At 44.8% G+C, this 23,214-nt stretch carries 20 protein-coding genes and 1 pseudogene; 11 read left to right on the top strand and 10 right to left on the bottom strand.

Annotated features, from left to right (window positions below; all coding sequences use genetic code 11):
* Positions 1 to 69 precede the first annotated feature (69 nt).
* From EHQ17_RS08745 to EHQ17_RS08730, 4 genes are all read right to left on the bottom strand, one after another.
* Positions 70 to 993: a hypothetical protein gene (locus EHQ17_RS08745; RefSeq protein WP_135595348.1), complete on the bottom strand. Its 924-nt coding sequence runs from the start codon at positions 991 to 993 to the stop codon at positions 70 to 72.
* A gap of 199 nt (positions 994 to 1,192) precedes the next feature.
* Positions 1,193 to 2,404, bottom strand: a complete 1,212-nt coding sequence (locus tag EHQ17_RS08740; RefSeq protein WP_135595349.1) for an acetyl-CoA C-acetyltransferase — start codon at positions 2,402 to 2,404, stop codon at positions 1,193 to 1,195.
* A 345-nt stretch (positions 2,405 to 2,749) separates the two neighbouring features.
* Entirely contained in the window at positions 2,750 to 3,259 is a 510-nt protein-coding gene (locus EHQ17_RS08735) for a DUF1564 family protein (RefSeq protein WP_135595350.1), read from the bottom strand.
* Positions 3,260 to 3,342: 83 nt separating this feature from the next.
* The gene (locus tag EHQ17_RS08730) at positions 3,343 to 4,329 is read right to left on the bottom strand and encodes a YheT family hydrolase (RefSeq protein WP_135595351.1); all 987 of its coding nucleotides are present in this window, start codon (positions 4,327 to 4,329) and stop codon (positions 3,343 to 3,345) included.
* Positions 4,330 to 4,510: 181 nt separating this feature from the next.
* Here EHQ17_RS08730 and EHQ17_RS20325 point away from each other — a divergent pair, with 181 nt between their 5' ends.
* The 4 genes and pseudogenes from EHQ17_RS20325 to EHQ17_RS20395 form a co-directional block, all read left to right on the top strand.
* Positions 4,511 to 5,248, top strand: coding sequence for an LIC_13076 family protein (locus EHQ17_RS20325; protein ID WP_425460695.1), 738 nt, complete (start codon positions 4,511 to 4,513; stop codon positions 5,246 to 5,248).
* Between the two features lie 14 nt (positions 5,249 to 5,262).
* Complete coding sequence (locus EHQ17_RS08720) at positions 5,263 to 5,961, top strand: Lcl C-terminal domain-containing protein (RefSeq protein ID WP_135595353.1); 699 nt, start codon at positions 5,263 to 5,265, stop codon at positions 5,959 to 5,961.
* Between the two features lie 478 nt (positions 5,962 to 6,439).
* Complete coding sequence (locus EHQ17_RS08715) at positions 6,440 to 9,655, top strand: efflux RND transporter permease subunit (RefSeq protein ID WP_135595354.1); 3,216 nt, start codon at positions 6,440 to 6,442, stop codon at positions 9,653 to 9,655.
* Positions 9,656 to 9,712: 57 nt separating this feature from the next.
* Positions 9,713 to 9,872 (top strand): annotated as a pseudogene (locus tag EHQ17_RS20395) (TetR/AcrR family transcriptional regulator); the annotation flags it as partial.
* A gap of 438 nt (positions 9,873 to 10,310) precedes the next feature.
* On the opposite strand, the gene leuA2 reads toward EHQ17_RS20395, so the two are convergent.
* On the bottom strand, positions 10,311 to 11,612 hold the full coding sequence (gene leuA2 / locus EHQ17_RS08705) for a 2-isopropylmalate synthase LeuA2 (RefSeq protein ID WP_135595356.1): 1,302 nt from the start codon (positions 11,610 to 11,612) through the stop codon (positions 10,311 to 10,313).
* A 278-nt stretch (positions 11,613 to 11,890) separates the two neighbouring features.
* On the bottom strand, positions 11,891 to 12,502 hold the full coding sequence (locus tag EHQ17_RS08700) for a tetratricopeptide repeat protein (RefSeq protein WP_135595357.1): 612 nt from the start codon (positions 12,500 to 12,502) through the stop codon (positions 11,891 to 11,893).
* Between the two features lie 158 nt (positions 12,503 to 12,660).
* Here EHQ17_RS08700 and EHQ17_RS08695 point away from each other — a divergent pair, with 158 nt between their 5' ends.
* Both EHQ17_RS08695 and EHQ17_RS08690 read left to right on the top strand, forming a co-directional pair.
* Complete coding sequence (locus EHQ17_RS08695; RefSeq protein WP_135595358.1) at positions 12,661 to 12,849, top strand: hypothetical protein; 189 nt, start codon at positions 12,661 to 12,663, stop codon at positions 12,847 to 12,849.
* Between the two features lie 12 nt (positions 12,850 to 12,861).
* Positions 12,862 to 13,257, top strand: a complete 396-nt coding sequence (locus EHQ17_RS08690) for a phage holin family protein (RefSeq protein WP_135595359.1) — start codon at positions 12,862 to 12,864, stop codon at positions 13,255 to 13,257.
* Positions 13,258 to 13,264: 7 nt separating this feature from the next.
* On the opposite strand, the gene EHQ17_RS08685 is transcribed toward EHQ17_RS08690, so the two are convergent.
* From EHQ17_RS08685 to EHQ17_RS08675, 3 genes are all read right to left on the bottom strand, one after another.
* Positions 13,265 to 13,915 (bottom strand): DsbA family protein, encoded by a 651-nt coding sequence (locus EHQ17_RS08685; protein ID WP_135595360.1) that lies wholly within the window; start codon positions 13,913 to 13,915, stop codon positions 13,265 to 13,267.
* Positions 13,916 to 14,322: 407 nt separating this feature from the next.
* The gene (locus EHQ17_RS08680) at positions 14,323 to 14,607 is read right to left on the bottom strand and encodes an LIC10816 family protein (RefSeq protein ID WP_135595361.1); all 285 of its coding nucleotides are present in this window, start codon (positions 14,605 to 14,607) and stop codon (positions 14,323 to 14,325) included.
* Between the two features lie 237 nt (positions 14,608 to 14,844).
* The gene (locus EHQ17_RS08675; RefSeq protein WP_135595379.1) at positions 14,845 to 16,608 is read right to left on the bottom strand and encodes a GAF domain-containing SpoIIE family protein phosphatase; all 1,764 of its coding nucleotides are present in this window, start codon (positions 16,606 to 16,608) and stop codon (positions 14,845 to 14,847) included.
* 151 nt (positions 16,609 to 16,759) lie between these two features.
* Here EHQ17_RS08675 and EHQ17_RS08670 point away from each other — a divergent pair, with 151 nt between their 5' ends.
* Complete coding sequence (locus tag EHQ17_RS08670) at positions 16,760 to 17,959, top strand: metallophosphoesterase (RefSeq protein WP_135595362.1); 1,200 nt, start codon at positions 16,760 to 16,762, stop codon at positions 17,957 to 17,959.
* Positions 17,960 to 18,003: 44 nt separating this feature from the next.
* The gene (locus tag EHQ17_RS08665) at positions 18,004 to 18,624 is read left to right on the top strand and encodes an MORN repeat-containing protein (RefSeq protein ID WP_246057473.1); all 621 of its coding nucleotides are present in this window, start codon (positions 18,004 to 18,006) and stop codon (positions 18,622 to 18,624) included.
* 238 nt (positions 18,625 to 18,862) lie between these two features.
* On the opposite strand, the gene EHQ17_RS08660 is transcribed toward EHQ17_RS08665, so the two are convergent.
* Positions 18,863 to 20,113, bottom strand: a complete 1,251-nt coding sequence (locus EHQ17_RS08660; protein ID WP_135595364.1) for a helix-turn-helix domain-containing protein — start codon at positions 20,111 to 20,113, stop codon at positions 18,863 to 18,865.
* Between the two features lie 576 nt (positions 20,114 to 20,689).
* Between EHQ17_RS08660 and EHQ17_RS19775 the strand changes: the two genes are divergently transcribed.
* The 3 genes from EHQ17_RS19775 to EHQ17_RS08650 all read left to right on the top strand — a co-directional run bounded on the left by EHQ17_RS19775 (position 20,690) and on the right by EHQ17_RS08650 (position 23,110).
* Complete coding sequence (locus tag EHQ17_RS19775) at positions 20,690 to 20,836, top strand: hypothetical protein (RefSeq protein ID WP_167881124.1); 147 nt, start codon at positions 20,690 to 20,692, stop codon at positions 20,834 to 20,836.
* A 3-nt stretch (positions 20,837 to 20,839) separates the two neighbouring features.
* Positions 20,840 to 21,283, top strand: coding sequence for a host attachment protein (locus EHQ17_RS08655; protein ID WP_135595365.1), 444 nt, complete (start codon positions 20,840 to 20,842; stop codon positions 21,281 to 21,283).
* Positions 21,284 to 21,562: 279 nt separating this feature from the next.
* Positions 21,563 to 23,110, top strand: coding sequence for a glycerol kinase 5 (locus EHQ17_RS08650; RefSeq protein ID WP_135595366.1), 1,548 nt, complete (start codon positions 21,563 to 21,565; stop codon positions 23,108 to 23,110).
* The last annotated feature ends 104 nt before the right edge of the window (positions 23,111 to 23,214 follow it).

The following is a 23,214-nucleotide window of genomic DNA, read 5'->3' as shown; positions in this document are numbered from 1 at the left end:
CAAATATAGGGACGGGCTGCAGTTCCACGAATGGCGCACCGGCGTGTTTTGGTTCGCGTCTGTAGGGCTTTAAATAACCAGCTCTAAATCGCCGAAGACGGGACTTTTTACTTCGTCTAAAAGTCGTTTCATCGCCAGATTGCGCAGATTATTTAATTCCAGCCGAAGATGAGATTCCAAAGTATTTTTAGACAAGAGATTGGAACAGCTGACAGCGATCATTTTTAGATCCGCAGCGGCTTTAATTTTTGAGGATAGTAAAAGCTGCTGAATAACAGAATATTCTTTTTTTCTAAAATGAATTCTCAAAAGAAACGGTATAGAGTAAAGTTCGGCCATCAATTCCCATTTAGTCTTTGTTTTGTTGGTCGAATCGGGGAGGCTCTCCTCCATAGCTGCGGGCGGATCCGGTTCGAAGATGACCGATATGGAAACCGTCTCCGGGGAATTATATTTTCTTTCAGGATTGAATGACAGCGGGGTCTCCGATTCTCGAATCAGTTCCTTGAGCGTTTTGATTCTTTCGGTTTCTTCATAGCGATCCGGCTGTGTCTTTATCATTTTTTTGATGTCTTCGAAAAGGACACAAAACGTGAACAATTCTAAAATGGTCTGGTTTTGAATCGTCGCGATCTCGTCCAGGATTCGCGTTAGAATCTGTTGATAAGTGAGGGATTTGCGATACATCGCGTTATACTGGAGTTCCAAACTCTTATGAAATTTGGAAAATAAGGAATCGATGAGAAACGAATCCGCGACTACATAGGCGTCTATACCAGGAACGGAAAAGTTGGGATTTTGCTTTTTTATATTTAAAACAAAAATACAATTCGAATCTTTTAGAAAGTTCAGTATTTTCGTGATCTTCTTTTCGGAAATATTGAGCGTCGAGCGAAAATGGTAGTAAAGATCGGTATTCGTCGGTATTTGCTGGTTCTCGTTTTCTTTCTTTATTTTTTCGAGAATAATTTGCGCTAAAGTGATGTCTTCCATAAGTTACTTCCGTATCTCAAGAGAAAAGTTCTAAGTGAAATGAATTTAACTTCTGAACTAATAACAGAAATGATGCGATTTCTTGACATTTTTTTATAAAAAGGAGGTAGCAAATGCTAAAAAAAGAGGAAGGAACGGCGTGGGGCGAGCTAATAAATCGGGCCGAGCTGACGCTTTGGCCCGATTTACGCGTGTTAGGTTAGATTCTTTCGATTATGGTCGCGATACCCATTCCCCCTCCGATGCAGAGAGTGATCAACGCATAACGTTGTTGTCTTCTTTCCAGTTCGTCCAAAGCGGTTCCGAGGAGGATCGCTCCGGTGGCTCCTAACGGATGGCCGAGGGCGATCGATCCGCCATTAACGTTGATTTTTTCTGCGGGAACTCCCAGTGATTTTTGTGTGTAAAGGACAACCGAAGCGAAGGCTTCGTTGATTTCCCAAAGATCTATATCCTCCGGTTTTAACCCTGCCATAGAGAGGGCTTTTTTGGAAGCGGATACAGGTCCGGTGAGCATAATTGTCGGATCTTCTCCGGTGGAAGCCATTGCTACTATTCTGGCGCGAGGTTTGAGTCCGTATTTTTTAATACCTTCATCGGAAGCAAGTAAGACGGAAGCGGCTCCGTCCACGATTCCAGAAGAATTACCTAATGTGTGGATATGATTGATTTTTTGGACATCAGGATAGGATTTGAGCGCGATCGCATCCAGCTCTTTTTCTCCGACTGTTTTAAAAACGGGAGCCAATTCGGAAAGCCATTCGAAGGTGGATTCGATTCTTGGATTTTCATCTGTATCGATTAAGGTTCCGTCTTCTGTTTTTACCGGTATGATCGACTTTTTAAAATATCCTGCTTTGATCGCCTTGTCCGCTTTGATCTGAGAGGATTCTGCAAAGCGATCCGCTTCTTCCCTAGAGATTCCGAACTTCGTTGCGATTAGATCGGCGGAGATTCCCTGAGGAACCAAATTGTAATGTTTTTGAATATTAGGATTTCCTATATTAAAGTCGCGTCCGTTGAGATCTGCACCCATTTTTACGCGGGACATCGACTCGATTCCTCCGCCTAACGCGACTGCCATCGATCCCGACTGAACGTGATTGGCTGCGTTATTGACCGCCTGGAGGCCGGAGCCGCAAAACCTGTTTACCGTATAACCGGGAACCGAATTCGGCCACATTGCAGCCATTACCGCATAACGGGCAATACACGCTGCTTGATCGTCAACTTGAGACACACAACCGAGAACTACTTCCTCAACGATTTCCGGCTTGATTCCGTTTCTTTCCTGAAGCGCATTTAAGGTGGCCGCTGAAAGTTCTTGCGGGTGAATAGAAGCAAGTGTGCCTCGCTTTTTTCCTTTTCCTCTTGGGGTTCGAACCGCGTCGATTACATATGCGTTTGACATTGATTTCCCTCTTTGTTCCTTTTAAGATGAACGACTGTTTAATGAATTTGGGTATTCTGGTTTCTATTTTGTTTGTAGGGAATGGTTTGCAATTCTTTTTGCGGGAACTCCTTAGGTTACGGAGTGATCGAGGTCCCACCAGCGTCAAATGAACGAGCGGCCTTGGTTATGCGGGGGAGTTTGGCGATAAGGTCCGTCGAGAGTGGTTCCTCGTTTTTTATTTTAAGGTCCTTGTATCCCGCAAAGGAGGGCGTAGCTTCTCAGTTAGTTATATTTATTGAAATTTTTGCGGGAACTCCGAAATCCAATTTACTACTGCCTACCAAATTTTTCTAAAAATGGCTATCATTTATAATTATCAAACGATTCGTAAAAAAAGCGGGATTTTATAAAAAGAAATCGTTTTAGTATTTTTCTTTTAGAATCGAAATCCCAAAGAAAGATAAAGTTTTGAGGTTCTTTTTTAAGCACCTTTTTAGGGAGTGAATTATTTGAATTTAGTAACTCGAGTAAAAAACAGTAAAGTAAACAACGCGAAACCGAATGTGACGCGGCCAAAATACCAAGCTGTGCCCAGTCTTCACCGTCTACGCGCGCGTTTATTTTGATTAAATTTTTGCCTGGCCTTTGGTATCGAATTGTTAAAGTTTTTGCGCCGATTCGCGGGGACGTTGTTAGTTTGGCTGAGAATTTTTTAAGTAGAAAGGGAAGATTTTTGCCTATTACTCTTCTTTCTCGAGAAGTTAGCCTATAAAAAAGTTTGGCCGGTATAAGAAAGCTACAGGTAACTTTTAATCCTGCGAGCGAAAGTTTTTTGGAATTTTTATCTTTGAATTGAATTGTTCTCATGCCCATTCCGGTTCCTGAAATGAGCGAGTTGTTAAAAAATTCTCAATTTTTTTAATGAAAGTTGTTCGATTTTTTCAAAAGAGTTCCCGCTATTCACCAAGAATTTCTTCTAAAACACGAAAATACCAACAATTCCCTTGCCAGTTTTCCAAAAAACCGTTGTGGCCGCCGAAACTTTGAATCGAAATTCTTACGTTACGATTTGGATGGAGCAACGAAAACGTCTCTCCTCTGATGATCGGATCATCCTTTGAAGTTAAAATCGTCGTAGGAATTAAAATTTCAGATAACTCTTTTTCCCCTAACGTATAGGTTCCGAAGTATTGATCGAGATTCTCGAATTCGTCTGCGGTTTCGATGAATTTTTCAGTCATCTTCATTACCGATTTTTCTTTCAAAATCCTTTCATAAGGTACTAATGTAGGAAAGTGAATTCTTTTCTTTTCGATAGATTGTTTCCATTTTTTCAGGAAGTAACGACCTATAATGAACTTATTATCCATGAGTGTCGTTGCGTCTTTTGGATGAATTGCAGGTGAAATCGCTATGCAATGTTTCAGTTGATGTAGTTTTTTTTCTGTAGACGAATGACGTCGAGCAATTCGTAAGCAGAAATTGCCCCCTAATGAAAAGCCTATCACAAACGTGGGAACTCCTTTTTCACTCAAAAGACTTGCTTGCCTGACCGCTTCATATGTTTCCTCTATAAGACTTCCATTAAACGGTTCTGGATTTAGGTGATGCGTATCACCGTGATCTCTATAATTGAGGCGAAAAATATTGTATCCGTTTCGAAAAAAATATTCAGAAGTTCTCAAGATATAAGTTGAATTAATGCTTCCTTCCCAGCCATGCAAAAGAATTAAAAGTCCTTTGCTTTTTTTGTCTTTTTGGCTACTGAACGATCCCGCGAGTTTTACATTCTTACCCGAATGTAGAATCATTGTTTCCGCATTATTTAAGAATGACATTTCATCCGGTAAATTCCAGGCTAAAGACGCAAGAGCGGTTTGCACAAAAGAGAATTTGAGAATTCCTTTAGGAATGAAATCTGCCGTTTGTAACTTTTTGAGCATAAGATCATTAGATTCTACGGATTCGGAAGGAAAAGCGTTTTTGAGCGTCTAACGTGGCAAATTTTTATGTAAATTTGGGTTAGTTTAGCTTCGTGAGAGGCGAATATTCTTCTGAAATTGGAAAAAAACTGGTGCCTATAACTCTTGTTAGAAGAGGATACTAGAAAACGAATTTTTGAAAATAGGAGTTCACACAAAATTGAAGCTATTCACGGACGATTGTTCGTTTTTTGCGCATTTATTATTTTTATTCATACTCTTCTTACTTACAAACTGCGCAAGTTTCGATTTGACTGCAATAAAAGAAACGGAAAATTACCGATTTTCCGCGCACGTTTCTGGAACAGGAAAAGAGGAATCTGTTGAATGTAAAGTTGTCGGAAGCGCGACTCAATGGTATATTCTTTTTGGGTCGATTCCCATCAATCGAGTCCGTTTTGCAGAAATTTTTCCGAAGCCGAATCAGCCATACCGCGTAACTCTGAAAACTACTTGGTTGGATGGTATTTCAAGCCTTATTCTTGGGGTAATTGCATCCGTAACGATGAAATCGATTTTGGTTGAAAGTTGCGATTCAAGGGAAATTGTTCTTATAAAGAATTCGTCCGATAGCGTTGCAAAAGACGGAAGCAAAATTAATCCTTCGAAGTGGAAAGAGGATTTCATCAAAGAAAACGAAAAACAATGGAAGGAAGAATTCCAAGAACGTATTTACTCGGACAAAAAATCGGAGATTGACGCCGCTTGGCTAAAAGAAGTTAGAAATTTTAAAAATCTATCCGTTCTCTTACTTCGGTCGGGAGAAATTGTAAAGGGACAAGTCACAAAAATTGATGTAGAAGGCGTTCGATTGTATTATAAGGGTAAAGAAAGAGTTTTTCCCAGAAAAGACGTGATGAAGGTGCGATTTCAGGAATAAGGAACAAATTGAATATGTCTCGATTCATTTTTTATCTTTCTATAGTTACGATTTTTTGTCTGACGTCTTTTAACTTCGGTTGTTATCTCAATCCTTATTTTAAGGAGGCGGTTACTGTCGAATCGTATGAGGATTCTTCTTGGACGTCCTTGTTGATTTTTGCGGGAACTCCCATCCTCCAGGGTGATACTGTTCTTTTTCCGTGGACGGGGCTGCGCTGGATGCGATGTTCCTACGGAGAATTATACGACCAGACACAAAATGAATGCACGTTCGGAGCATACTTTGAAGTTTATTGCTCAAGTCCTGATAACCAATGCAACGGCTCGGTTTCTGGGGGAAAATTAACTTCGGGACAGGCGTTCAGCGATTGTCAAAATAGTTCTTCTAATTACATCGGTGGAACGGGGTGGAGAGTTCCTACGGTTACGGAATTAAAGTCTCTTGTGTATTGTTCCAACGGGGTCGATGTTGCAAATTCAACGAGTACGAATGGTTGCGCCGGAGGAGACGGAGACTTTGAAGTGCCGACGATTCGGAAATGGATATTTCCGGGACAGACATTAACTTCGCTTCCATTTTGGAGTAGTTCCAGCAATTCTTTAGATCCTTCGACGGCTTGGAGCGTGGATTTTTCTTCCGGAATCGCGAATCAAAATACTTCGAAAACTAGCATTGGTGTGATTCGTTGCGTTCAGGGAGGATCGCCATGAAGATGTCGATTTGCCTTTCGAAATAAAGCCCAACCCCCCGTCGTTCCAGGGAGAATTTGCGGGAACTCCCCACCAAAACCAAATCTCTCCTCACAAAAGAATACAAACCTATATAAAATCGTTTCCTTTATTCCATTCTAAGCAACGAAATTCGAAAAAATAAAATAGAATCTACCAAAAGCCTCAATGACCTTGACGGAAGATACGGGATTGAAAAAATGAAACTCTCAAGAAAGAGAACGGATTGCTTTGCGGTGATTTCCGCTGAATCGTTCTTCCTGTTCTTGAGTCGTGATAGTACTTTAGAAAATTTAAATATGTTCATTTTCTAAAGTGAACGATTTCAATTCGTTCGATACGATACAATATAAAAAGAAAATACGCCTTCTCTCGATGACGTATAAAAAATAGAATGTGTTCCCTTCTGATGGAATTCCCCATGAGGAATAAACTTTGAATCAGAAGGAGAAATACGAAGATGAACTTCGCAGAAATATCGATCAAACGACCGATTTTCATAACGTGTACGGTTTTGATCATTCTTGTGACGGGATATCTTTCCTTAAACAAACTAGGGGTTGATCTTTTCCCGAACGTTTCCATTCCCGTTGTGACCGTCACCGTTCCGTATCCGGGCGCTTCTCCAAACGAAATCGAAACCCTAATCGCCAAACCTATCGAAGACGAAATGTCCACGATATCCGGTGTTAAACGCGTCAAATCGAATTGTAACGAAGGATTCGGGACCGTCATAGTCGAATTCACTCTAGAGACGGACGTAAAATACGCCGAACAACAAGTTCGTGATAAAGTCTCTTCCGCAAAACCGAAACTTCCCAAGGATTCCAAAGAACCGATCATCCGAAGAGTGGATCCTTCCGATCAACCGATTCTGGTTTTGTCTTTGCGCGCCGATCTTTCCGAAGCGGGTCTTTTCGATATCGCAAACGAAGAAATCAAACAAGGATTGCTCACTGTTAAGGACGTAGGGAATATCACCATCTTCGGCGGTAGAAAGCGGGAGATTCATGTCGCATTAGATCGAAATAAATTAAAGGAACATATGATATCCGCTTCGATCGTTTCCAATCGACTCGCATCCGGAGGAACGAATATTCCTGCGGGAAAAGTGAGTAAACGAGATCAGGAACTCGTTTACAGGACCATCAACGAATTCAGTTCCCCGCAGGAAATTAGGGATACGCCTATTTCCCTTTTTGGCAACGAAGTACCGGTTAAAATAGGTCAGCTGGGAGAGGTTTACGATACTCTCGAAGATGAAACCACCAGGGCCTACTATAACGGTAAAAAGGCGGTCTTTCTTTACGTTTACAAACAATCCGGAGCCAATACGGTCGCCGTCGCTAAAGAAGTTCGTAAACGCGTTTCGAACATGAACCTCGAACTTAAAAAAAGACAAGGAACGCCGTCCTTGGAGATCGCGAGCGATAATTCGACCCAGATCGAAGATAATATCTACGACGTGAACGAAACGATTATCATAGGTATCGCACTGACGATCGTGGTGGTACTATTGTTTTTAGGAAGTGTTCGATCGACGATCATTACCGGCTTGGCTCTTCCCAACTCTTTGTTGGGCGCCTTTATTCTAATGCAACTCGCCGGTTTTACGGTCAACGTTATGACTTTGTTGGCGCTCAGTCTCGCAGTCGGTCTACTCATCGACGACGCAATCGTCGTTCGCGAAAACATCTTTCGCCATAGGGAAATGGGAAAAACTGCGCGGGAAGCCGCGATCGAAGGAACGAAAGAGGTAACGTTAGCCGTCGTTGCGACTACGATGACCGTAATCGCCGTCTTTATGCCGATCGCTTTTATCAGCGGAATCGTCGGGCAGTTTCTGCGCGAATTCGGATTAACCGTATGTTTCGCGCTTTTGATTTCTTTATACGATGCCCTTACGATCGCTCCCATGATGTCCGCGTATTTCGGAGGGGCGGTCTCTCATTCTTCGGGAAGTCCGCATAACGAACCGAAGACGGATTCTTCGGCGCGTTCGAATTCTAATTTCGAAAAAAAATCGGGGTTCCTAACGCTCGTATCCGTGATTTTAAAACTTCTTTGGATGCCGATCCGGTTTTTATTTCGAATAATGGAAAAATGCCTCGACGTAATTCTGGCGGGATTCAATTCGTTTCAGACGCTCTTGGAGAACCTATACGCTTCCGTCTTGCGTTTCACCTTGAATTGGCCCATTCTAATCCTTTCCCTCGCCATTTTCGTTTTTGCGGTGAGTTTGGTTCTAACTAAGTTTATTCCGAAAACGTTTCTTCCGGCTCAGGATCAGGGAAAATTCCAGGTGACCTTGAGTATGCCTCCGGGAACCACCGTGGGCGGAATGGCCGATGTCGCACAACGTGTCTCGTCTTTGATCGCCGCTCATCCGGAAACCAAACTCGTGGGAATGTCGAACAACAACCGATCGGCGACGATGTTCGTCGAGATGGTTCCGTCCAAACAAAGAAAAATCAATACGAGCGAATTTAAGGACAAGTTACGTTCCGAACTCGCCGGGTTTGCGTACGCAACTCCGATCGTGAAGGATATAGACAACGTCGGAGGCGGTCAAAGACCGTTCACGTTAGTCGTAAGCGGAAGTAACGGAAAAATCGTAGAACAATACGCCGATCTTTTATATCGAAAACTCCGCGAATCCAAAGCGCTTCTCGACGTCGATACGAGTTATCGGAGCGGAGCTCCGGAGTTTAGGATCGTTCCGGATCGCGAAAAAGAAGTGCAACTCGGGGTTTTAGGAACCGTCATCGGAGGCGAACTCAGAACCTTGGTGGAAGGAACCGTTCCCGCCGTATATCGTGAAAACGGAATCGAATACGACATTCGAGTTCGATTGAAAGAGGAACAACGCGACTTAAAGGAGAATTTTTATCATTCTTTCGTGCCGAACTTCAACAATCGGATGATTCCGATCCAGAACGTGGCGAGGGCGGAGGAGACGATTGGTCTTGCGAGTATCAGCAGATTGAATCGAAACAAGTCCGTGGAAATTTATGCCGACGTCGCTCCGGGAGGTCCGGGGATGGGAGGGGCGATGCAGGAAATCGCCGCTTTTACACAAAACGAAGCTCCGCTACCACCGGGAATTAAAATCAGTTATCTCGGACAAGCGGAGAGCTTTCAGGAAATGGGAGTTTCGATGGCGATCGCGATGGGACTCGGCGTTCTCTTCATCTACATGGTGCTCGCTTCTCTTTACGAATCCTTCGTTACTCCGTTCGCGATCATGCTCGTGTTTCCGCTCGCGCTTTCCGGCGCCTTTATCGCGCTTTTTATCACGCGTAAGTCTTTGGATATTTTTTCGATGATCGGTTTGATCATGTTGATCGGTGTCGCCACGAAAAATTCGATTTTGCTCGTGGATTTTACCAATCAGCTTTTGGAAAAAGGATTCGAAATGAAGGAGGCTATCATAGAAGCGGGAAGGGAACGTCTCCGTCCGATTCTGATGACTTCCTTCGCTCTGATAGCGGGTATGCTTCCCATCGCTATAGGATTAAACGAAGCCTCCAAACAGAGGACGAGTATGGGAATCGCGATTATCGGCGGTCTCATTTCCTCCACGATTCTGACTTTGTTGGTCGTTCCGGCCGCGTTTTCATACATAGAGAAGATCAACGAATTCGTCAGAAAACGTTCTCCTAATCCGGATTTATGAACTTAGATCCAAGGTATATTCAATATGTATAATGTAATAAATCAAGATGTTTCGACGATCGTCGGAACGAGGGAAAAAATACTGAAACGGGCGGAAGAATTGTTTCTGGAATACGGATATTCTAAAACTCGAATGGAAGAAATCGCAAGAACGTTGCGTATGTCCCGTAAAACCCTTTACAAACATTTCGAAAACAAAGCTCATCTTTTTTCGGAGATGATCCGGGATAAGAACGGTCGGATCGTACAAAAGGTGGAGGAAACTTTCCGAGACGAAACTTCGGACGTTTTGGAAAAAATCCGGACGATCGGAGAATTCAAGGCGCGAGAATTCCCTCCCGGGTTTTCGCGCGTTTATTCCGAGATAAATCTCAGAGAACCCGAACTGTTTCGGACGATTCCCTTTTCCGGCTCGGGAAAGATATACGAACGGATCCTGGAGCTTTTCTCCGAGGGAATCGAAAAAGGCCGTTTTCGTTCGGACATAGATCCGAGAATCTTCGCTTCGCTTTTGGATCGTTCTCTCGAGGCGGTTTTGGTTTCCGCCGAACTTCCTCGGGAAACTTCGAACGAAACGGTTTTGCGAACGATTTACGGGATTCTATTTTACGGTATTATGAATCGCTCATAAACGTTTTTTGCGGATACGAATCCGTCTATTCGGAGACGGATTCGTGCGCGATAGCCTTCAACTTATTCCACTCGGTCATGATTTCGTTCAGGGAAAGTCCGCCTTTGCCTGATTCTTCGGAGATCTTTTTTAAAACCGGTTGCAACCTTCCCGCTTGTTCGAGACTGATTTCCTCGCCCGCGTCCCTAAGTATACAGAAGACCGCGCTTTTTCCTGACTGGCTCGTAAATTCGATCCTATCTCCTTCCGGCCTTCCGATCAAAGCGGCATCGAACGCGCGATAGGCGCCTTTCCGTAAATGTCTCGTTTTGGCGACCCCGTCCTGATGAATCCCGGAGCGGTGGGAAATCACGTCCTCACCGATCAAAGGAGCTTTTTCGTAGATCGGAACTTCGGATAAATAAGAAACCAGACGGGAAGTTTCGTAGATCGCCGAAAGATCAAGCGGAACTTCCACTCCGCAATTATGGAGCGCCACGGCGACTTCGAACGTGTTCGTGTTTCCCGCTCGTTCGCCTAACCCGTTTAAGGCGGTTTCGAGTTGGATCGCTCCGGAAAAATAGGATTCCACCGTGGTCGCCGTTGCCATTCCCAAATCGTTATGCGTATGAATGGAAATTTTCGTGTCTTTGGGTAGCGCGTTCGTGACCGCGCGGACCATCGAAACGAACAACCAAGGCCGATAACGTTCTACCGTATTCGGAAGATTGACTACATCGGCTCCGTAATTCAACGCGGTGCGGAACGCTTCCACCGCGAAGTCCAAATTCTCCAGAGCGTCGCCGAAATGTTCTCCGGAAAACTGGACTTCTCCGCGGTCTCCCACAAGACTTTTCGCATAGGCGACCGATTCGGAAATTTTTTGCAGAACGTTTTCCGGAGTCGTTTTTAATACGTTTTGAATCGTAAAGGCGGATATGGGATACACGATGTGGATTCTCGGTTTGGGAGCGTTCCGGATCGCCTTCCAGGAAATATCGATCTCCTTTTCCACGGCGCGCGACAACGAAGAGATCACCACGTTTTCGGGGGCTATCGAAGCGAGACGGCTGCACGCTTCGAATTCCTGATCGTTGGAAGAGGCGAATCCCACTTCGATTCCCTGAACTCCTAACTTTAGAAGTTGCTTAAATACGGTTTCCTTCTGATCCAAATTCCAAGGTTTGCGAAGAGCCTGATTTCCGTCGCGCAACGTGACGTCCATAAAGAAGGGAGCGTGTTTAGGAAGAGGGTTCTGCAGAATTTCAGAAAAGGTCTGAACTTCCTTTTGATTCGTGAAGACGTTTTTCGCCGCGATCGTGTGTTCGGGGTTTTCTGTTTGGTCCATGTATTCTCCTTGAGCCGTCGGTTCGAGGAGCGGGTTTTCGGAGGAGGAATTCCGAAAACAAAAAAGCCCGCTCCGGGAGGAGCAGGCTCGTCATTTTTTTACAACTCTACCGGCTCCCCCTAACTAAGAAGGAGAAGAAGCTCAACAAGATTGAGACCGAGTAGAATATTGTGTAACATATAAATTCAGACTGCGGAACGATCGCGAAAAATACAAGAAATTTTTGAATTCGTTTTAGAAAGGAAATCGTTTCCAAGGAAAAAGGACGATCCGATCTCTTAGGTTTGGGTAGAATCCGGTTTTTTGAGCAAGGTCCAAATTCCCTCGGACTCGATGTTTTTTTCCTCGATGAGGTTTTTCAGTTCGGAAATATCTTTTTTCATCGTTTCAGGAACGGGCAGCGATTCCAGCGTTTGGAACGTTTGCCGCGCTTCCGAAAGACGATCCAATTTTAATAGACAATAAGAGATCGCATATAAGGAAACTATATCGGAGCGTTCCCGTTCCGGAACGGAAAAATACAAAGCGAGAGCCTTGTCGTAGTTGCCGGTTCCGGTATAAAGGGAAGCAAGATTCTTTTTTGCACCGGAGTGATTCTCGTCGATTTCGAGCGCTTTGCTGAATTGGATTTCCGCTTTCGGTTTGTCCTTTTTTTTCGCGTATAAAACCCCGAGACCGATTCTCGCGGCGACGAAGGTTTCGTTTAACTCGATCGCTTTGAGAAATTTTTCCTCGGCCGAATCCAATTCGTTCAAATGGGAAAAACACATTCCGAGGTGATAATTTCCGACCGGATCGTCCGGATTTTCTTGCAGATATTTTAGAAGGGCCTTTTTGGCTTCCGGAAGATTTCCGGTTTTCACTTGTTCGAGTGCTTGTTGAAGATTCATAAAGAAGAAGTTTTTTTTCGGAGCTTTCCCGTTCAGGTTGTGATCCTCGTCCGTTTCTGGAAAGTTTTTTCCAAGTCCGGCGCATTTTTCCTTGGAACTCGGGACGGGCTTTTATACAATATCTCCCTGAAAGAAAATTCTTATCTAAGGAGGAGGATATGTCCTACATGGCGGTCGGATCGAGGCAGATCCTTTTTTCGGATTCCATCGCGCCGGTTTCCACCGGTTCTTCTCCGAGAGAAATCACTGCAGAGCAGGATAATCGGGTAGAATCGGCGGATTCCGAGGTTGTCCCTCCGGGATCACCTCCTCCTTCGATCGGTAAGAACGTCGATGTTTACGTTTAACGCGGAAGTTTTATGATTCATTTTTTATTTTCCTTAATTCTAATGTCGCTCGTCGTCGAGTTCGTTTTTCCTCTGATTCATCCGGACTTTCACGTCGTAGGAGGTTGGTTTCATTCGGTGACGGTCGTGATCGCTTTCGTAGTGATTAATGCGGCCTTGCGTCTCGTGTTGATCGTGATGACTCTCGGGATCGGAATCGTCTTTTATTATCTTAGTTTGGGTTTGATCGGTTTGATCATTAACGCTTGGGTGATTTTGATCATCGGAGATTGGTTTCCCGGAGCTTTGTCCGTTCCGGGTTTTTGGTCGGCGTTCTTAGGAGGAATCCTTTTGGTTCTCGCCAATTACGTCGGCAAAACGGAATCCAGGGAATCGAAGTCAAAAAGTAAACGAGAAAGAAACGATTGAATCTTTCCTATACGCGAACGGATCGGAAATAATCCTTTAGAATCGAATCCGTCTGTTCGTATGTGTGGTATCCTCGAATCAATACGCCGCTTTCCACTCCATCAGAAAAAATGAATGTAGGAAACGCGCTGATCCCCGCCGAAAATCCGTAATAAAAATCCGCCCAAGTTTCCGATTCCGTGTCCTTGTCTTCGTACGTCTTTTGAAATCGATCTGGATCGATGCCGACCTTTTGCGCGACGGTCAGGAAGGTTTCGTATTCCCCGGGGTTTCGATTTTCGTAAAAGAAAGATTTAGAGGTTTCTCCGAGATATTCGAAAGTTTTTTCGGGCGATATTTTTTGAACGGAAATCGTCGCCTTACACGCATTAAACGAGTCGTAGAGTATGTCGTTTCGGTTCAGGATTTCGGAATGGAACGGCTGTTTGGTTACGGTTTCCGCGTCCTTCCATTCGTATTTTAGTATTTTTGCAAGTTCCCGCGTTAGCGGTTCCGCCGTTTTTCCGAATCTCAATCCGCCCAGGCTCAGGGAAAATCGTATCTTGTCGGAATACGTTTCCTGGATTTTTCGAAAGACCGGATAAAAACCGTAACACCAAGGGCAAAGAGGATCTGCGGCATAGAGTATCGAATGAGTGAGCGGACGTTTTTCGTTCATGGCTTTTGTATCCTTTGTTTCGTTTTTGATATTTCCGGGGGAGTTCCCGCATTTTCGGAGTTCATCGAGATTCTTTTGGTAAAACGAGGGAGTTCCCACATTCGTTTGGCTTAAAAATCTTTCGGTAGTTTTGCCGAAGTTTTTGGAAGAATCGTTTCGATCCGTGTGAGAGTTCCCGCATTCATTCGCTTTTCCAAGGAATCGGGATTTTGTGCCGTGATCGATTCGTTTTTAGGTGTTCCTACCGATTCTCTTAAAATTTTTTCTCCGCTCGCTCCATCTCTTCGAAGTTCAGGCGGGGAGTTCCCACAATCCTTGGCACAAAAACCATCGAAAACAAGGTCGGACCTCCGTACACAAAAAAGGCGGGGAAGAACCCGCCTTTTTGAACCTGATTTAATGAATTTTCAAATTTCATTCGGGTGTTTAATGTAATACACTGATAACCACAGCGTCCCGAAAAGAACTCCCGCATAAGCCAAGATCGCAGTGACGATGTCGATGACCGGAAGGAGCGCTGCAATGGGCGAAATTTTATCCGCCGTCATTCGGGTCGCTTCTCCCAAAATCAAAAACAAACCACCCAAGCCGACCAGGTGATATCTACCCATCGCCTCTTTCGTCACCCGAGCAAAACGGGCAAAAACAGGAACTGCCAACAACGCAAGCGCAAAGATCGTGATTGCATTCATGGTGAACCCTCCTTATTTCATCTAGTTAGACGCCGACTTGTTCGCAAAAACCTTGCGAATTTTATTTTATTCGAAACATTATATAATAAGCGTTCAATCTAACGTTAGAGACTTCGGATTAAAAAATCCATCCTTAGATCGTATGCGGATTTCGATTTTAAACGAACTAAGTTAGTCCGGGAACGGTGATGTTTTAAAAAACTAGTATATTCGTAAATTCTAAATTAGAAAAACTTTTTATTTGCGATCCACCACGAGGAGCGTCACGTCGTCGTCGAATTTCGGCCGGTTGCAGTATTCGACACAATCCCCTACGATCTGTGCGGCTGCTTCCTTGCAGGTTTTGGATATGGATTTGCGGACGGACAACGATATGGCTTCTTCGCTGTATCTTCTGGATCGATCCTCGGAAGAATGTTCCGAAATCCCGTCCGTATACAATACGAGACGATCCCCACTCTGGAAAGAACCTGTGTTCTCCTCGAAAAACAGATCCGGAATCACCCCGATCAGTTTTCCCTTCGTCTCAAGAGGAATGATCGTTTCGGTCGATCTCTTAAACAACAAAGGATGATTGTGTCCCGCGTTCGAATAAAGAATCGAATTTTTTGCCGTATCGATTACGCAATAAAAAGCGGTCACGAAATTTCCCGCCATTTTATTGTTCAACGCGTGGTTGAGTCCGGTAAAAAATTTAGAAGGACTGGAAAGGGTTTCCTTGTCGAAGGTGGATACGATCGTATTAATCACAGCAGCGATCACGGAAGCGGAAAGCCCGTGTCCGGAAACGTCGGCGATCAAAAACCCGGTTCGTTCCGTATCGAGTTTAAATACTCCGTAAAAATCGCCGCCGACGTTCGAATAAGGAATATGTTCCGCACCGATTTCCAAATCTTTGATATACGGAATCGCCGTCGGTATGACCTTGGACATCACTTCGCGGGCCCTTTGTAATTCCCGATCGCTGTCCACGACTCTGTGGAAAAGATCGGCGTTTTTGATCGTTACGGAAAGTCGATTGGCGATCGCCCCCAACATTTCGAGATCGTTTTGATGGAATGCGAATCCCGAATTCTTACTGTTAACGCTGATGACTCCTAAAAGTTCGTCCCTATAAAGCAAAGGGGAAGAGATGAGGGAATTCGCCTCGAACTTATACTTCGCGTTTTGATCGTATCGTTTGTCTTCTTCGAGATTTTGAATCAGAAGATTTTTTCTCTCCACGGCGACCCAGCCGGCGATCCCTTCCCCGAACGGAACCACGATAGAATGCAAAGCCTCTTTGGGAATTCCCTTGGCGGCTAAAATACGAAGCGATCGATTCGTATGATCCGCGAGGTAGATCGTTCCGGTTTTCGCTTCCAAAAACGCAAGGATCTTTTCCAAAACCCAACTTCCCAGTTCGTGAATGCTTTTTTCGGACACGATCAATTTTTCGAACTCGTAGAGAAGCGAAAGTTCCAGGATTCTCTTTTTGAGATTGTCGTGGATCTTCGCGTTTTGGATCGCGATGGCCGCGACTTCGGAAAGGGAAGTGAGATAATGCAGATCCGAGGAATCAAAGGAACGTTCCCGGGTTTTATTCAGGATTTCTAAAGTCCCGATGATTTTGTCTTCTACGAACAACGGCACACATACCAAGGAGCGGGTTCTGTAACCGGTTTTTTGATCCCAGGCCTGGTTGAATCTTGGATCGGAATACGCGTCCTCCAGGATGATGGGCTTTTTTTCCTTTGCGACCCAACCCGCGATTCCTTGGCCCACATCGAGACGTCCGTATTTCTGGATGATTTCCCCTTTTTCTCCTAAGGCCACCTCGCAGTACAAAAATTCTCCGGTTTCGTCGAGAAGAAACAGGGAACTCGCCTCCGCTTCCAACAGATCTTTGGAATACAACATGATCAAAGGCAAAAGCTGATAGAGATCTAAATTTGCGTTTAAGATCGTACTCGTATTGAGGATACTTTTCAGTTTTTGAAATTCTAAATCGACCGGAACCATGGAACTTTCTGTCAATGCTACGAAAATCGGAAGGTTCGTCAAGGGTTTGGGAATATTCGACTTGATGAAAATACGAATGCGTTTTTCCTAAGGACTCCGGAATTTAATCCGAATAGAAACTTCGATCGTTTTTTACGGTCTTATTAAAGTAATGGAAAATCAAATCTCCCGCTTTCTCATATTTCTCGGAGTGTTCACTTTGATCATCGGGTTAGGTTATACGTATACCGGCTTTCGTTTGATCGACGGTCTGGGGGCGCAGGGTTGGACGTCCCGGTTGGCTTGGATCCTGATCGTTTTGTTCACGCTGAGTATTCCGATCAGTTATTATATCAGTCTTACCTCAGATCGGGAAAAAATTCAGACCGCGTTCTCGTATCTCGCGTTTACCGGCTTGGGATTTTTTACGATCCTCTTCAGTCTGGTTTTGTTGAAGGACATAACGACCGCTTCCGTAAACGGAATCGTAAGCGTTCTTCCCGGTTCGACTTCCGACGGGGCCGTTTCTTTTTTCGGAAGAAGGGAATTTCTCAATCGTATTTTGAGCGTTTCCGTTTTAGGTCTGGCCGGCGGTCTGACAGGAATCGGTTTTTACCAAGCGCATCGTAAGTTGAAGATACTTCCGGTGACGGTGCCGGGAGAGAATTTACATTCTTCCTTGGAAGGATTTAGAATCGTTCAGATCTCCGACATCCATATCGGACCGACCATCAAAAAGGGTTTTTTAGAGTCCGTGGTAAAGACGGTGAACGAATTAAAGCCGGATTTGGTCGCCATCACGGGCGATCTTGTGGACGGACCGGTGAACAAACTCAAACACCATATCACGCCGTTGGCCGATCTGAAATCCAAACACGGGACTTTTTTCGTTACGGGCAACCACGAGTATTATTCGGGGGTTCTTTCCTGGATTCGGGAGTTGGAAGGTCACGGGATCGAAGTTTTGTTAAACGAAAACCGGATTTTGGAACACGGTTCCGCCAAACTGACGTTAGCTGGTGTTACGGATCTAAAAGCGGGTTCCATTCTTCCGGAACACAAAACGGATCCGCATAAGGCCATCCAAGGCGGGGAACATTCCGATTATAAGGTATTACTGGCTCATCAACCCAACAGCGTGTTCGAAAGTGCGGAGGCCGGTTTCGATCTTCAACTTTCGGGACATACGCACGGGGGGCAGTATTTTCCGGGAAATTTTCTCATTTATCTCGCGCAGAAGTTCGTCGCGGGTTTGCATAGACATAAGTCCACTTGGATTTACGTAAGTCGGGGAACCGGATATTGGGGGCCGCCCTTACGTTTGGGAGCGCCTTCCGAAATCAGCGTCATTGAATTGAAGAAGAATTCCTAAAAATCCGATAGTTATAGAAAGGACTTCGAACGTGGAGGATGGACATGGTCCTTTCCCAAATCTATCGAACAACGATTGCGATCTTACTTTGTTCGCTTTTGATCGGCTGCGGCAAAAAAAATAAGGAAATTTCCAAGCCGTCAGAGGCTCATAAAAAATCCTCCGTGAAAAAGAACGATCTCGATCTGGAACCGGATATCAAAGAGAGGAAATTCTTCCAGGAAGATGCGTTCGGTCAGCCGAAAAAATACGTCGAACCGGAATCCGCGCAGGAAGAGGTGGTCGCTTCTTCGGAGAACGTTCGACCGAAAAAAGAAAACAAATCCTTGAATTCCTATGTAGGATCTCCTCCGGGATGTAAATCGGGAAACTGCAACAACGGAAACGGTATTTTCGTCTACGATTCGGGCGAAGTCTATTCGGGAAGTTTTAAGAACGAACAAAGACACGGTTTCGGTAGTATCCAATATAAGGATGGGGATCGTTTTTCCGGTGGGTTTCGTTTTGACAAAAAATACGGGCCGGGGACCTACCGTTTTTCCAGCGGAGCGATTTTTAGCGGTCGTTTTCTCGAAGACGGAGAAAGCGCCGAAGGCTTTTTGACGGTCGGAAAAAAAAGGAAAGAGTGTTCCATTCTTCGAAATCGGATGAGTTGTTCCCGCTGAAGGATTTCGAAGTTTTCGATTTTTGTATCGGACTGAAATTCAAGCGACGTTTTGTTTTGTTAGGAAACAAGTGCGGGAACTCCCGCGGATCCGAATGCCGATCAAAGTAGGTTAAAACGAAACGAATTGTAGGAACACCTAAAAAACGCGGATGGTTCTGCGGTGTTAGAGAAGGAAACCCGTCGCGCGAAAAAAGGCGACGGGTTTTACGGGCTCATACCCGATTTGAAACGATTATCTATCGATTGGTTTGCAGTTCCAAACCAGTATAGGAAACCGGAGAAATCGGCGTCTCGATTTCCTGGGCGATTTTTTCCTTAAACAAAGAACTTCTGAATTCTTTCGGAGATTTACCCGCAAATTTGATACAAGCCCTACGAAAGGAAGAAGGAGAATTGAATCCGCTGGCTAAGGCGATTTCTAAAAGATTCATTGCCGGTTTTTCCAGGAACATCCGTTTCGATTCCTCCAAACGATGAAAATTGAGAAAATCGGTGAAGCTCGATTTCTTGTAATTGTTCAAATAATACGAAGCCTGATGAAGGGAAATTCCCAGATACGCCGCAAAGTCGGATAAACGCAGATCTTCGTCCAAATACTCTCTGTCTTCCACGAACTTTTCGATTTTGGTTTCGATCCGACTGAGATCCAAACCCTCGATCAAATTTCTCGGAATGTAGGAACTCAAACCCGCTTCCGTTTCTTCCACCGACAAGGAGGATCCGTCTTCGATGAGTAGTAATTCCGTCAAAACAGACTCCGTGTTGTTCAGCTCCGCGTTTTCTATCTTTCTCCAAAATTCGGGATGGTTGTATTCGAGAATGAAAAAATAAACCACAAGAAACGCAGGAACGATCGCGGATCCGATGACCAACGGAAGGAAACCGATCCAAAGTCCGATCGTATGACAAAGAATCGAAATACAAACCGTGACGTTGAGAATCGGATAGTTGTAGTAAATCGGTCGCATCCGATTCTTACGGATATAACGAAACGAGGTGATTCCGGCGCTGATTTGAATCAGTAACACGACGGATTTGCCGACATATGTAATCGTATATAAGTTGTCTATAAATTGGGAAACGCAGTAAAGAATCGGAAATCCTAAAAATCCCCAAAGAGAAAGTTTCAACGGATCCTGGATGATTCCGAGAAGATACGACGAATATACGGCGGTCGTGAGGCAAGCGCAGATTGCGGATCCGATAAAATACGAAAAGAAAAGTCTTCGTTCTTCGTCTAAAAGCCCGTTGCCTTGCGTTAGGTAAAACAGCGCCTTCCCTTGTCCCAATAAACAAAAGGAAATACTCAGTAGAAAAATGGCCCGTACCAAATTCAAACGATCTTTTTTCGCTTTATATAATCCGGAAATCCCGGTCAAAAAGCTGATCGCAATACTTACGGCGTAAAAATATTCGATATATCGATTGAACACTTCCGTCGCAAACGTTCCATACATCGATATGTCCAAGTTCGGAAAAAATCCCATCACACTCGCTCCTGTTTTTCCGTTTCGCTTTCTCCGCTTTCGGTCAATATTTTTTTGACGACCGGGAAAGCTACTCCTTCCTCTCTTCGTTTTAAAAAATTGAATCGTTCTTTAAAACGAAATGCCCGTTCCTTTGTATTCATTCTTACTCCAAATGAAGTTTAGAATTTAATACGAAAGACTTAGGCTTTTGTAAAAACGTTACAGGTTGAAAGAGTATAAATCCTTTCACGATATAATTTGAAATAAGAAGGATCTATGTGAAATAATATTCATGGAATTCAAACTATAGAAGTAAATAGTCTGATGTTTTTTGATGTCATTCTTTGTTAAACGAACTGCATGTGTTGCGGAAGCGTTTTGAATCGATGAGATTGTTTCTTGGTTCGAAAAAGATCGCGTTAGGGATGGGAAGGACGCGAAGCGGACCCGGAGCCGTTTTGGGCGAAGGGGCCGAAGCGAACGCGAAGTCCGGACCAGCCCGACCCAACGTAATTTCGGAGAAAGACTTCTCAAAAGCTGCGCATTCGTTGGGGAACGCCCGCATTATTTGTATTCGTAAACGGAACGTTTGTTATGTTTACTTCGTTCGGTTTCGTTTCTTTTTTGGAAAAGGAATTGAAGTTCGATCCGATTTCGTATACAACGGAGCCCGTTTACGGGACCGATTCCGTTTCGGGGGATTCGTATTCGGTCTTGTCGATTCGATTTTGGAGGATTTGATTTATGAAGAATAAATGGGTCGTGGTTGCAAATCGTTCGGAAGCTAAAATTTACGAATACAAGGGCGCTCGCAACGGGCTGGAACTTTTGGAAAGTATCGAAAATCCGAAAGGCAGATTGAAAAATCGGGAACTCTCCGCGCATTCCTCCGGGATTGGTCGAGGTTCTAAAACGAAACGAGTCGCGTTCGACACGGAATCCGTCCAAGAACCCAAACACAAGGTCGCCGAATCCTTTGCCGGTCAAATCGGTGATCGGATCGCAAAAGCCAGAAAATCGAATCGTTTTTTGAGCCTCATCCTCGTTTCCGAACCGGGTTTTTTGGGAATTCTTTTGGATAAGCTGGACCGTCGTTCCCAAACGATGATCTTTCATAAAATGCAAAAAGACATCGATACAAGCGACAACCGAAGGATTCTCTCCCAACTTCGGGGAATTCTCGCGTAGTAGTCGTCGGTTCGTTTTTCGAATTCCGATCCGCCGCCGCGTTTTGTTTTTGTTTGCGGCGGGTTGGATTTTGAATGTCATTTTTTCGCAGTCTGATTTTTATAATTCGGTTTGTTTTCGTCCTTTTGCCTCGGCTCTTCTTTTTTTCCGGTCGGAAAAACATAGACAGAATCCGGCGTCTTCGATTATCTAATTTTTTGATTTCGATTGAGCCTTCGTGGTCGTTTGCTACGACTTCGTTTTCTTTTTCGGTTTTAGGTTTTATTTTCGGAGATTCGAATGGCTAATTCTCAGGGTAAGTTTGTTCTTTCCATCGACAGCGGAGGAAGCGGTATTCGGGCGTTCGTGCTCGATCGTAAGGGAAAAATCGTAGAAAGACAATACGAAAAAACTCCTCCGAATATTCCGGAGGCGGGCGCTCTGGAACACGATCCGGAAGTCCTCTGGAAAGCGCTTCTTTCTCTTTTGAAAAAGATCCAAAAACGCAAAGAGATCGCCAAAGATATCATCACATTAGGGATTTGTAATCAACGAGGTTCCTTCGTCCTTTGGGAAAAGGCGACCGGAAAACCGCTCACTCCGTTGATCAGTTGGGCCGACGTCCGCTCCCACAAAACCTCCGAAGCCATGAATCGAAATTGGATCTGGAGATTCATTCAACTCGTCTCCACGGTCATAGGACGTTTGACCAATCACCCGATGATGATCGCCACTTCTATGCTCAAGTTCACGACCGATCACGCAACCTGCCGTTTGAAATGGGTTTTGGATCGGAATCCCGATCTCAGAAGACGCTGCAAAAAAGGGGAGGTTCTTTTCGGAACCTTGGACACTTGGTTTATCTATAAACTCACCGGTGGAAAACAACACCTTACCGATTCTTCCAACGCGGTCGCGACGGGAATGTTCAATCCGTTTCAACTGATCTGGAACAAACCGGTCTGCGGTATTTTCGGAATTCCGATGAATTTGTTCCCCGAAGTCAAGGACAGCAACGGAGATTTCGGCCTCACCCTTCCCGAATTTTTAGGCGGGCATTCGATTCCGATCCGGGCTTCCATCGGAGATCAGATGGCGGCGTTGTTCGGTCAGTGTTGTTTCGAACCGGGAGAAGTGAAAATTTCCCAAGGTTCCGGCGCGTTCGTCGATATCAACATGGGCCACAAAGCCAAACTCTCGAGAAGAGGTCTGTTCCCTATGATCGCTTGGAGGTTGAACGGCAAAACCACCTATATGCTCGAAGGTTTTGTCGCGACTGCGGGAACTCTGATCGATTGGCTCGGTAAGGGAATCGGTCTTTCGGACACGCCGAAGGTTCTTAACGAATTGGCGGCTCAAGCGGAGGATACGGAAGGGGTAGTTTTTATTCCTACGCCTACGGGGGCCCGGTTTCCGTATTTTAATCCGAGAGCCAAGGCTTCGGTAATCGGTCTTTCTCTCGCCACTCATAGAAGACACGTGGCGCGCGCCGTTCTCGAAGGAATTTCGCTGAGTTTATACGAAATTCTGGAAGGAATTCAACAGGATACGAAAGTGAAAATCAAAGACATCAAGGTGGACGGAGGCGTTTCCCAATCCGATATTCTTCTGCAATGTCTTGCGGATTTTTCGAACGTTCGCGTGGATCGCGCGCCCGAACCGGATATGACCGCGACAGGAGCCGCGTATATGGCCGGTCTGGCCGTGGGTTTTTGGAAGGATCTGGAGGAACTCAAAACATTACAAAAAGGTTATAAATCCTTCGACCCGAAGATGGATCCGTCCAAACGCTCCGCAAAAATTCAACGTTGGAAAAAGGCGGTCGCCGCAACCCTTGCCATCGAATGATTTTTACGTTCGGTTTTTCGAAGTTCGAACGAATTCCGTTTTTTTTTCAAACCCGCGGTACTCCGCGCGAATTTCTAAAAGGACGGAGGCCGTTCGATCGGAGG

The organism is Leptospira gomenensis (assembly GCF_004770155.1).
Lineage (GTDB): Bacteria > Spirochaetota > Leptospiria > Leptospirales > Leptospiraceae > Leptospira > Leptospira gomenensis.
The sequence above is the reverse complement of the archived record's forward strand: the minus strand, read 5'-3'. Positions and strand labels throughout refer to the sequence as shown.

Coding starts and splice junctions, on each gene's coding strand:
- EHQ17_RS08675 (WP_135595379.1), bottom strand. CDS start 16,608: ATGGTTCCGGTCGATTTAGAATTTCAAAAACTGAAAAGTATCCTCAAT.
- EHQ17_RS08665 (WP_246057473.1), top strand. CDS start 18,004: ATGGTCCTTTCCCAAATCTATCGAACAACGATTGCGATCTTACTTTGT.
- EHQ17_RS08670 (WP_135595362.1), top strand. CDS start 16,760: ATGGAAAATCAAATCTCCCGCTTTCTCATATTTCTCGGAGTGTTCACT.
- EHQ17_RS08745 (WP_135595348.1), bottom strand. CDS start 993: ATGGAAGACATCACTTTAGCGCAAATTATTCTCGAAAAAATAAAGAAA.
- EHQ17_RS08730 (WP_135595351.1), bottom strand. CDS start 4,329: ATGCTCAAAAAGTTACAAACGGCAGATTTCATTCCTAAAGGAATTCTC.
- EHQ17_RS08660 (WP_135595364.1), bottom strand. CDS start 20,113: ATGGGATTTTTTCCGAACTTGGACATATCGATGTATGGAACGTTTGCG.
- EHQ17_RS08700 (WP_135595357.1), bottom strand. CDS start 12,502: ATGAATCTTCAACAAGCACTCGAACAAGTGAAAACCGGAAATCTTCCG.
- EHQ17_RS08740 (WP_135595349.1), bottom strand. CDS start 2,404: ATGTCAAACGCATATGTAATCGACGCGGTTCGAACCCCAAGAGGAAAA.
- EHQ17_RS08695 (WP_135595358.1), top strand. CDS start 12,661: ATGTCCTACATGGCGGTCGGATCGAGGCAGATCCTTTTTTCGGATTCC.
- EHQ17_RS08720 (WP_135595353.1), top strand. CDS start 5,263: ATGTCTCGATTCATTTTTTATCTTTCTATAGTTACGATTTTTTGTCTG.
- leuA2 (WP_135595356.1), bottom strand. CDS start 11,612: ATGGACCAAACAGAAAACCCCGAACACACGATCGCGGCGAAAAACGTC.
- EHQ17_RS08655 (WP_135595365.1), top strand. CDS start 20,840: ATGAAGAATAAATGGGTCGTGGTTGCAAATCGTTCGGAAGCTAAAATT.
- EHQ17_RS08715 (WP_135595354.1), top strand. CDS start 6,440: ATGAACTTCGCAGAAATATCGATCAAACGACCGATTTTCATAACGTGT.
- EHQ17_RS08690 (WP_135595359.1), top strand. CDS start 12,862: ATGATTCATTTTTTATTTTCCTTAATTCTAATGTCGCTCGTCGTCGAG.
- EHQ17_RS08685 (WP_135595360.1), bottom strand. CDS start 13,915: ATGAACGAAAAACGTCCGCTCACTCATTCGATACTCTATGCCGCAGAT.
- EHQ17_RS19775 (WP_167881124.1), top strand. CDS start 20,690: ATGTTTACTTCGTTCGGTTTCGTTTCTTTTTTGGAAAAGGAATTGAAG.
- EHQ17_RS08680 (WP_135595361.1), bottom strand. CDS start 14,607: ATGAATGCAATCACGATCTTTGCGCTTGCGTTGTTGGCAGTTCCTGTT.
- EHQ17_RS08650 (WP_135595366.1), top strand. CDS start 21,563: ATGGCTAATTCTCAGGGTAAGTTTGTTCTTTCCATCGACAGCGGAGGA.
- EHQ17_RS08735 (WP_135595350.1), bottom strand. CDS start 3,259: ATGGGCATGAGAACAATTCAATTCAAAGATAAAAATTCCAAAAAACTT.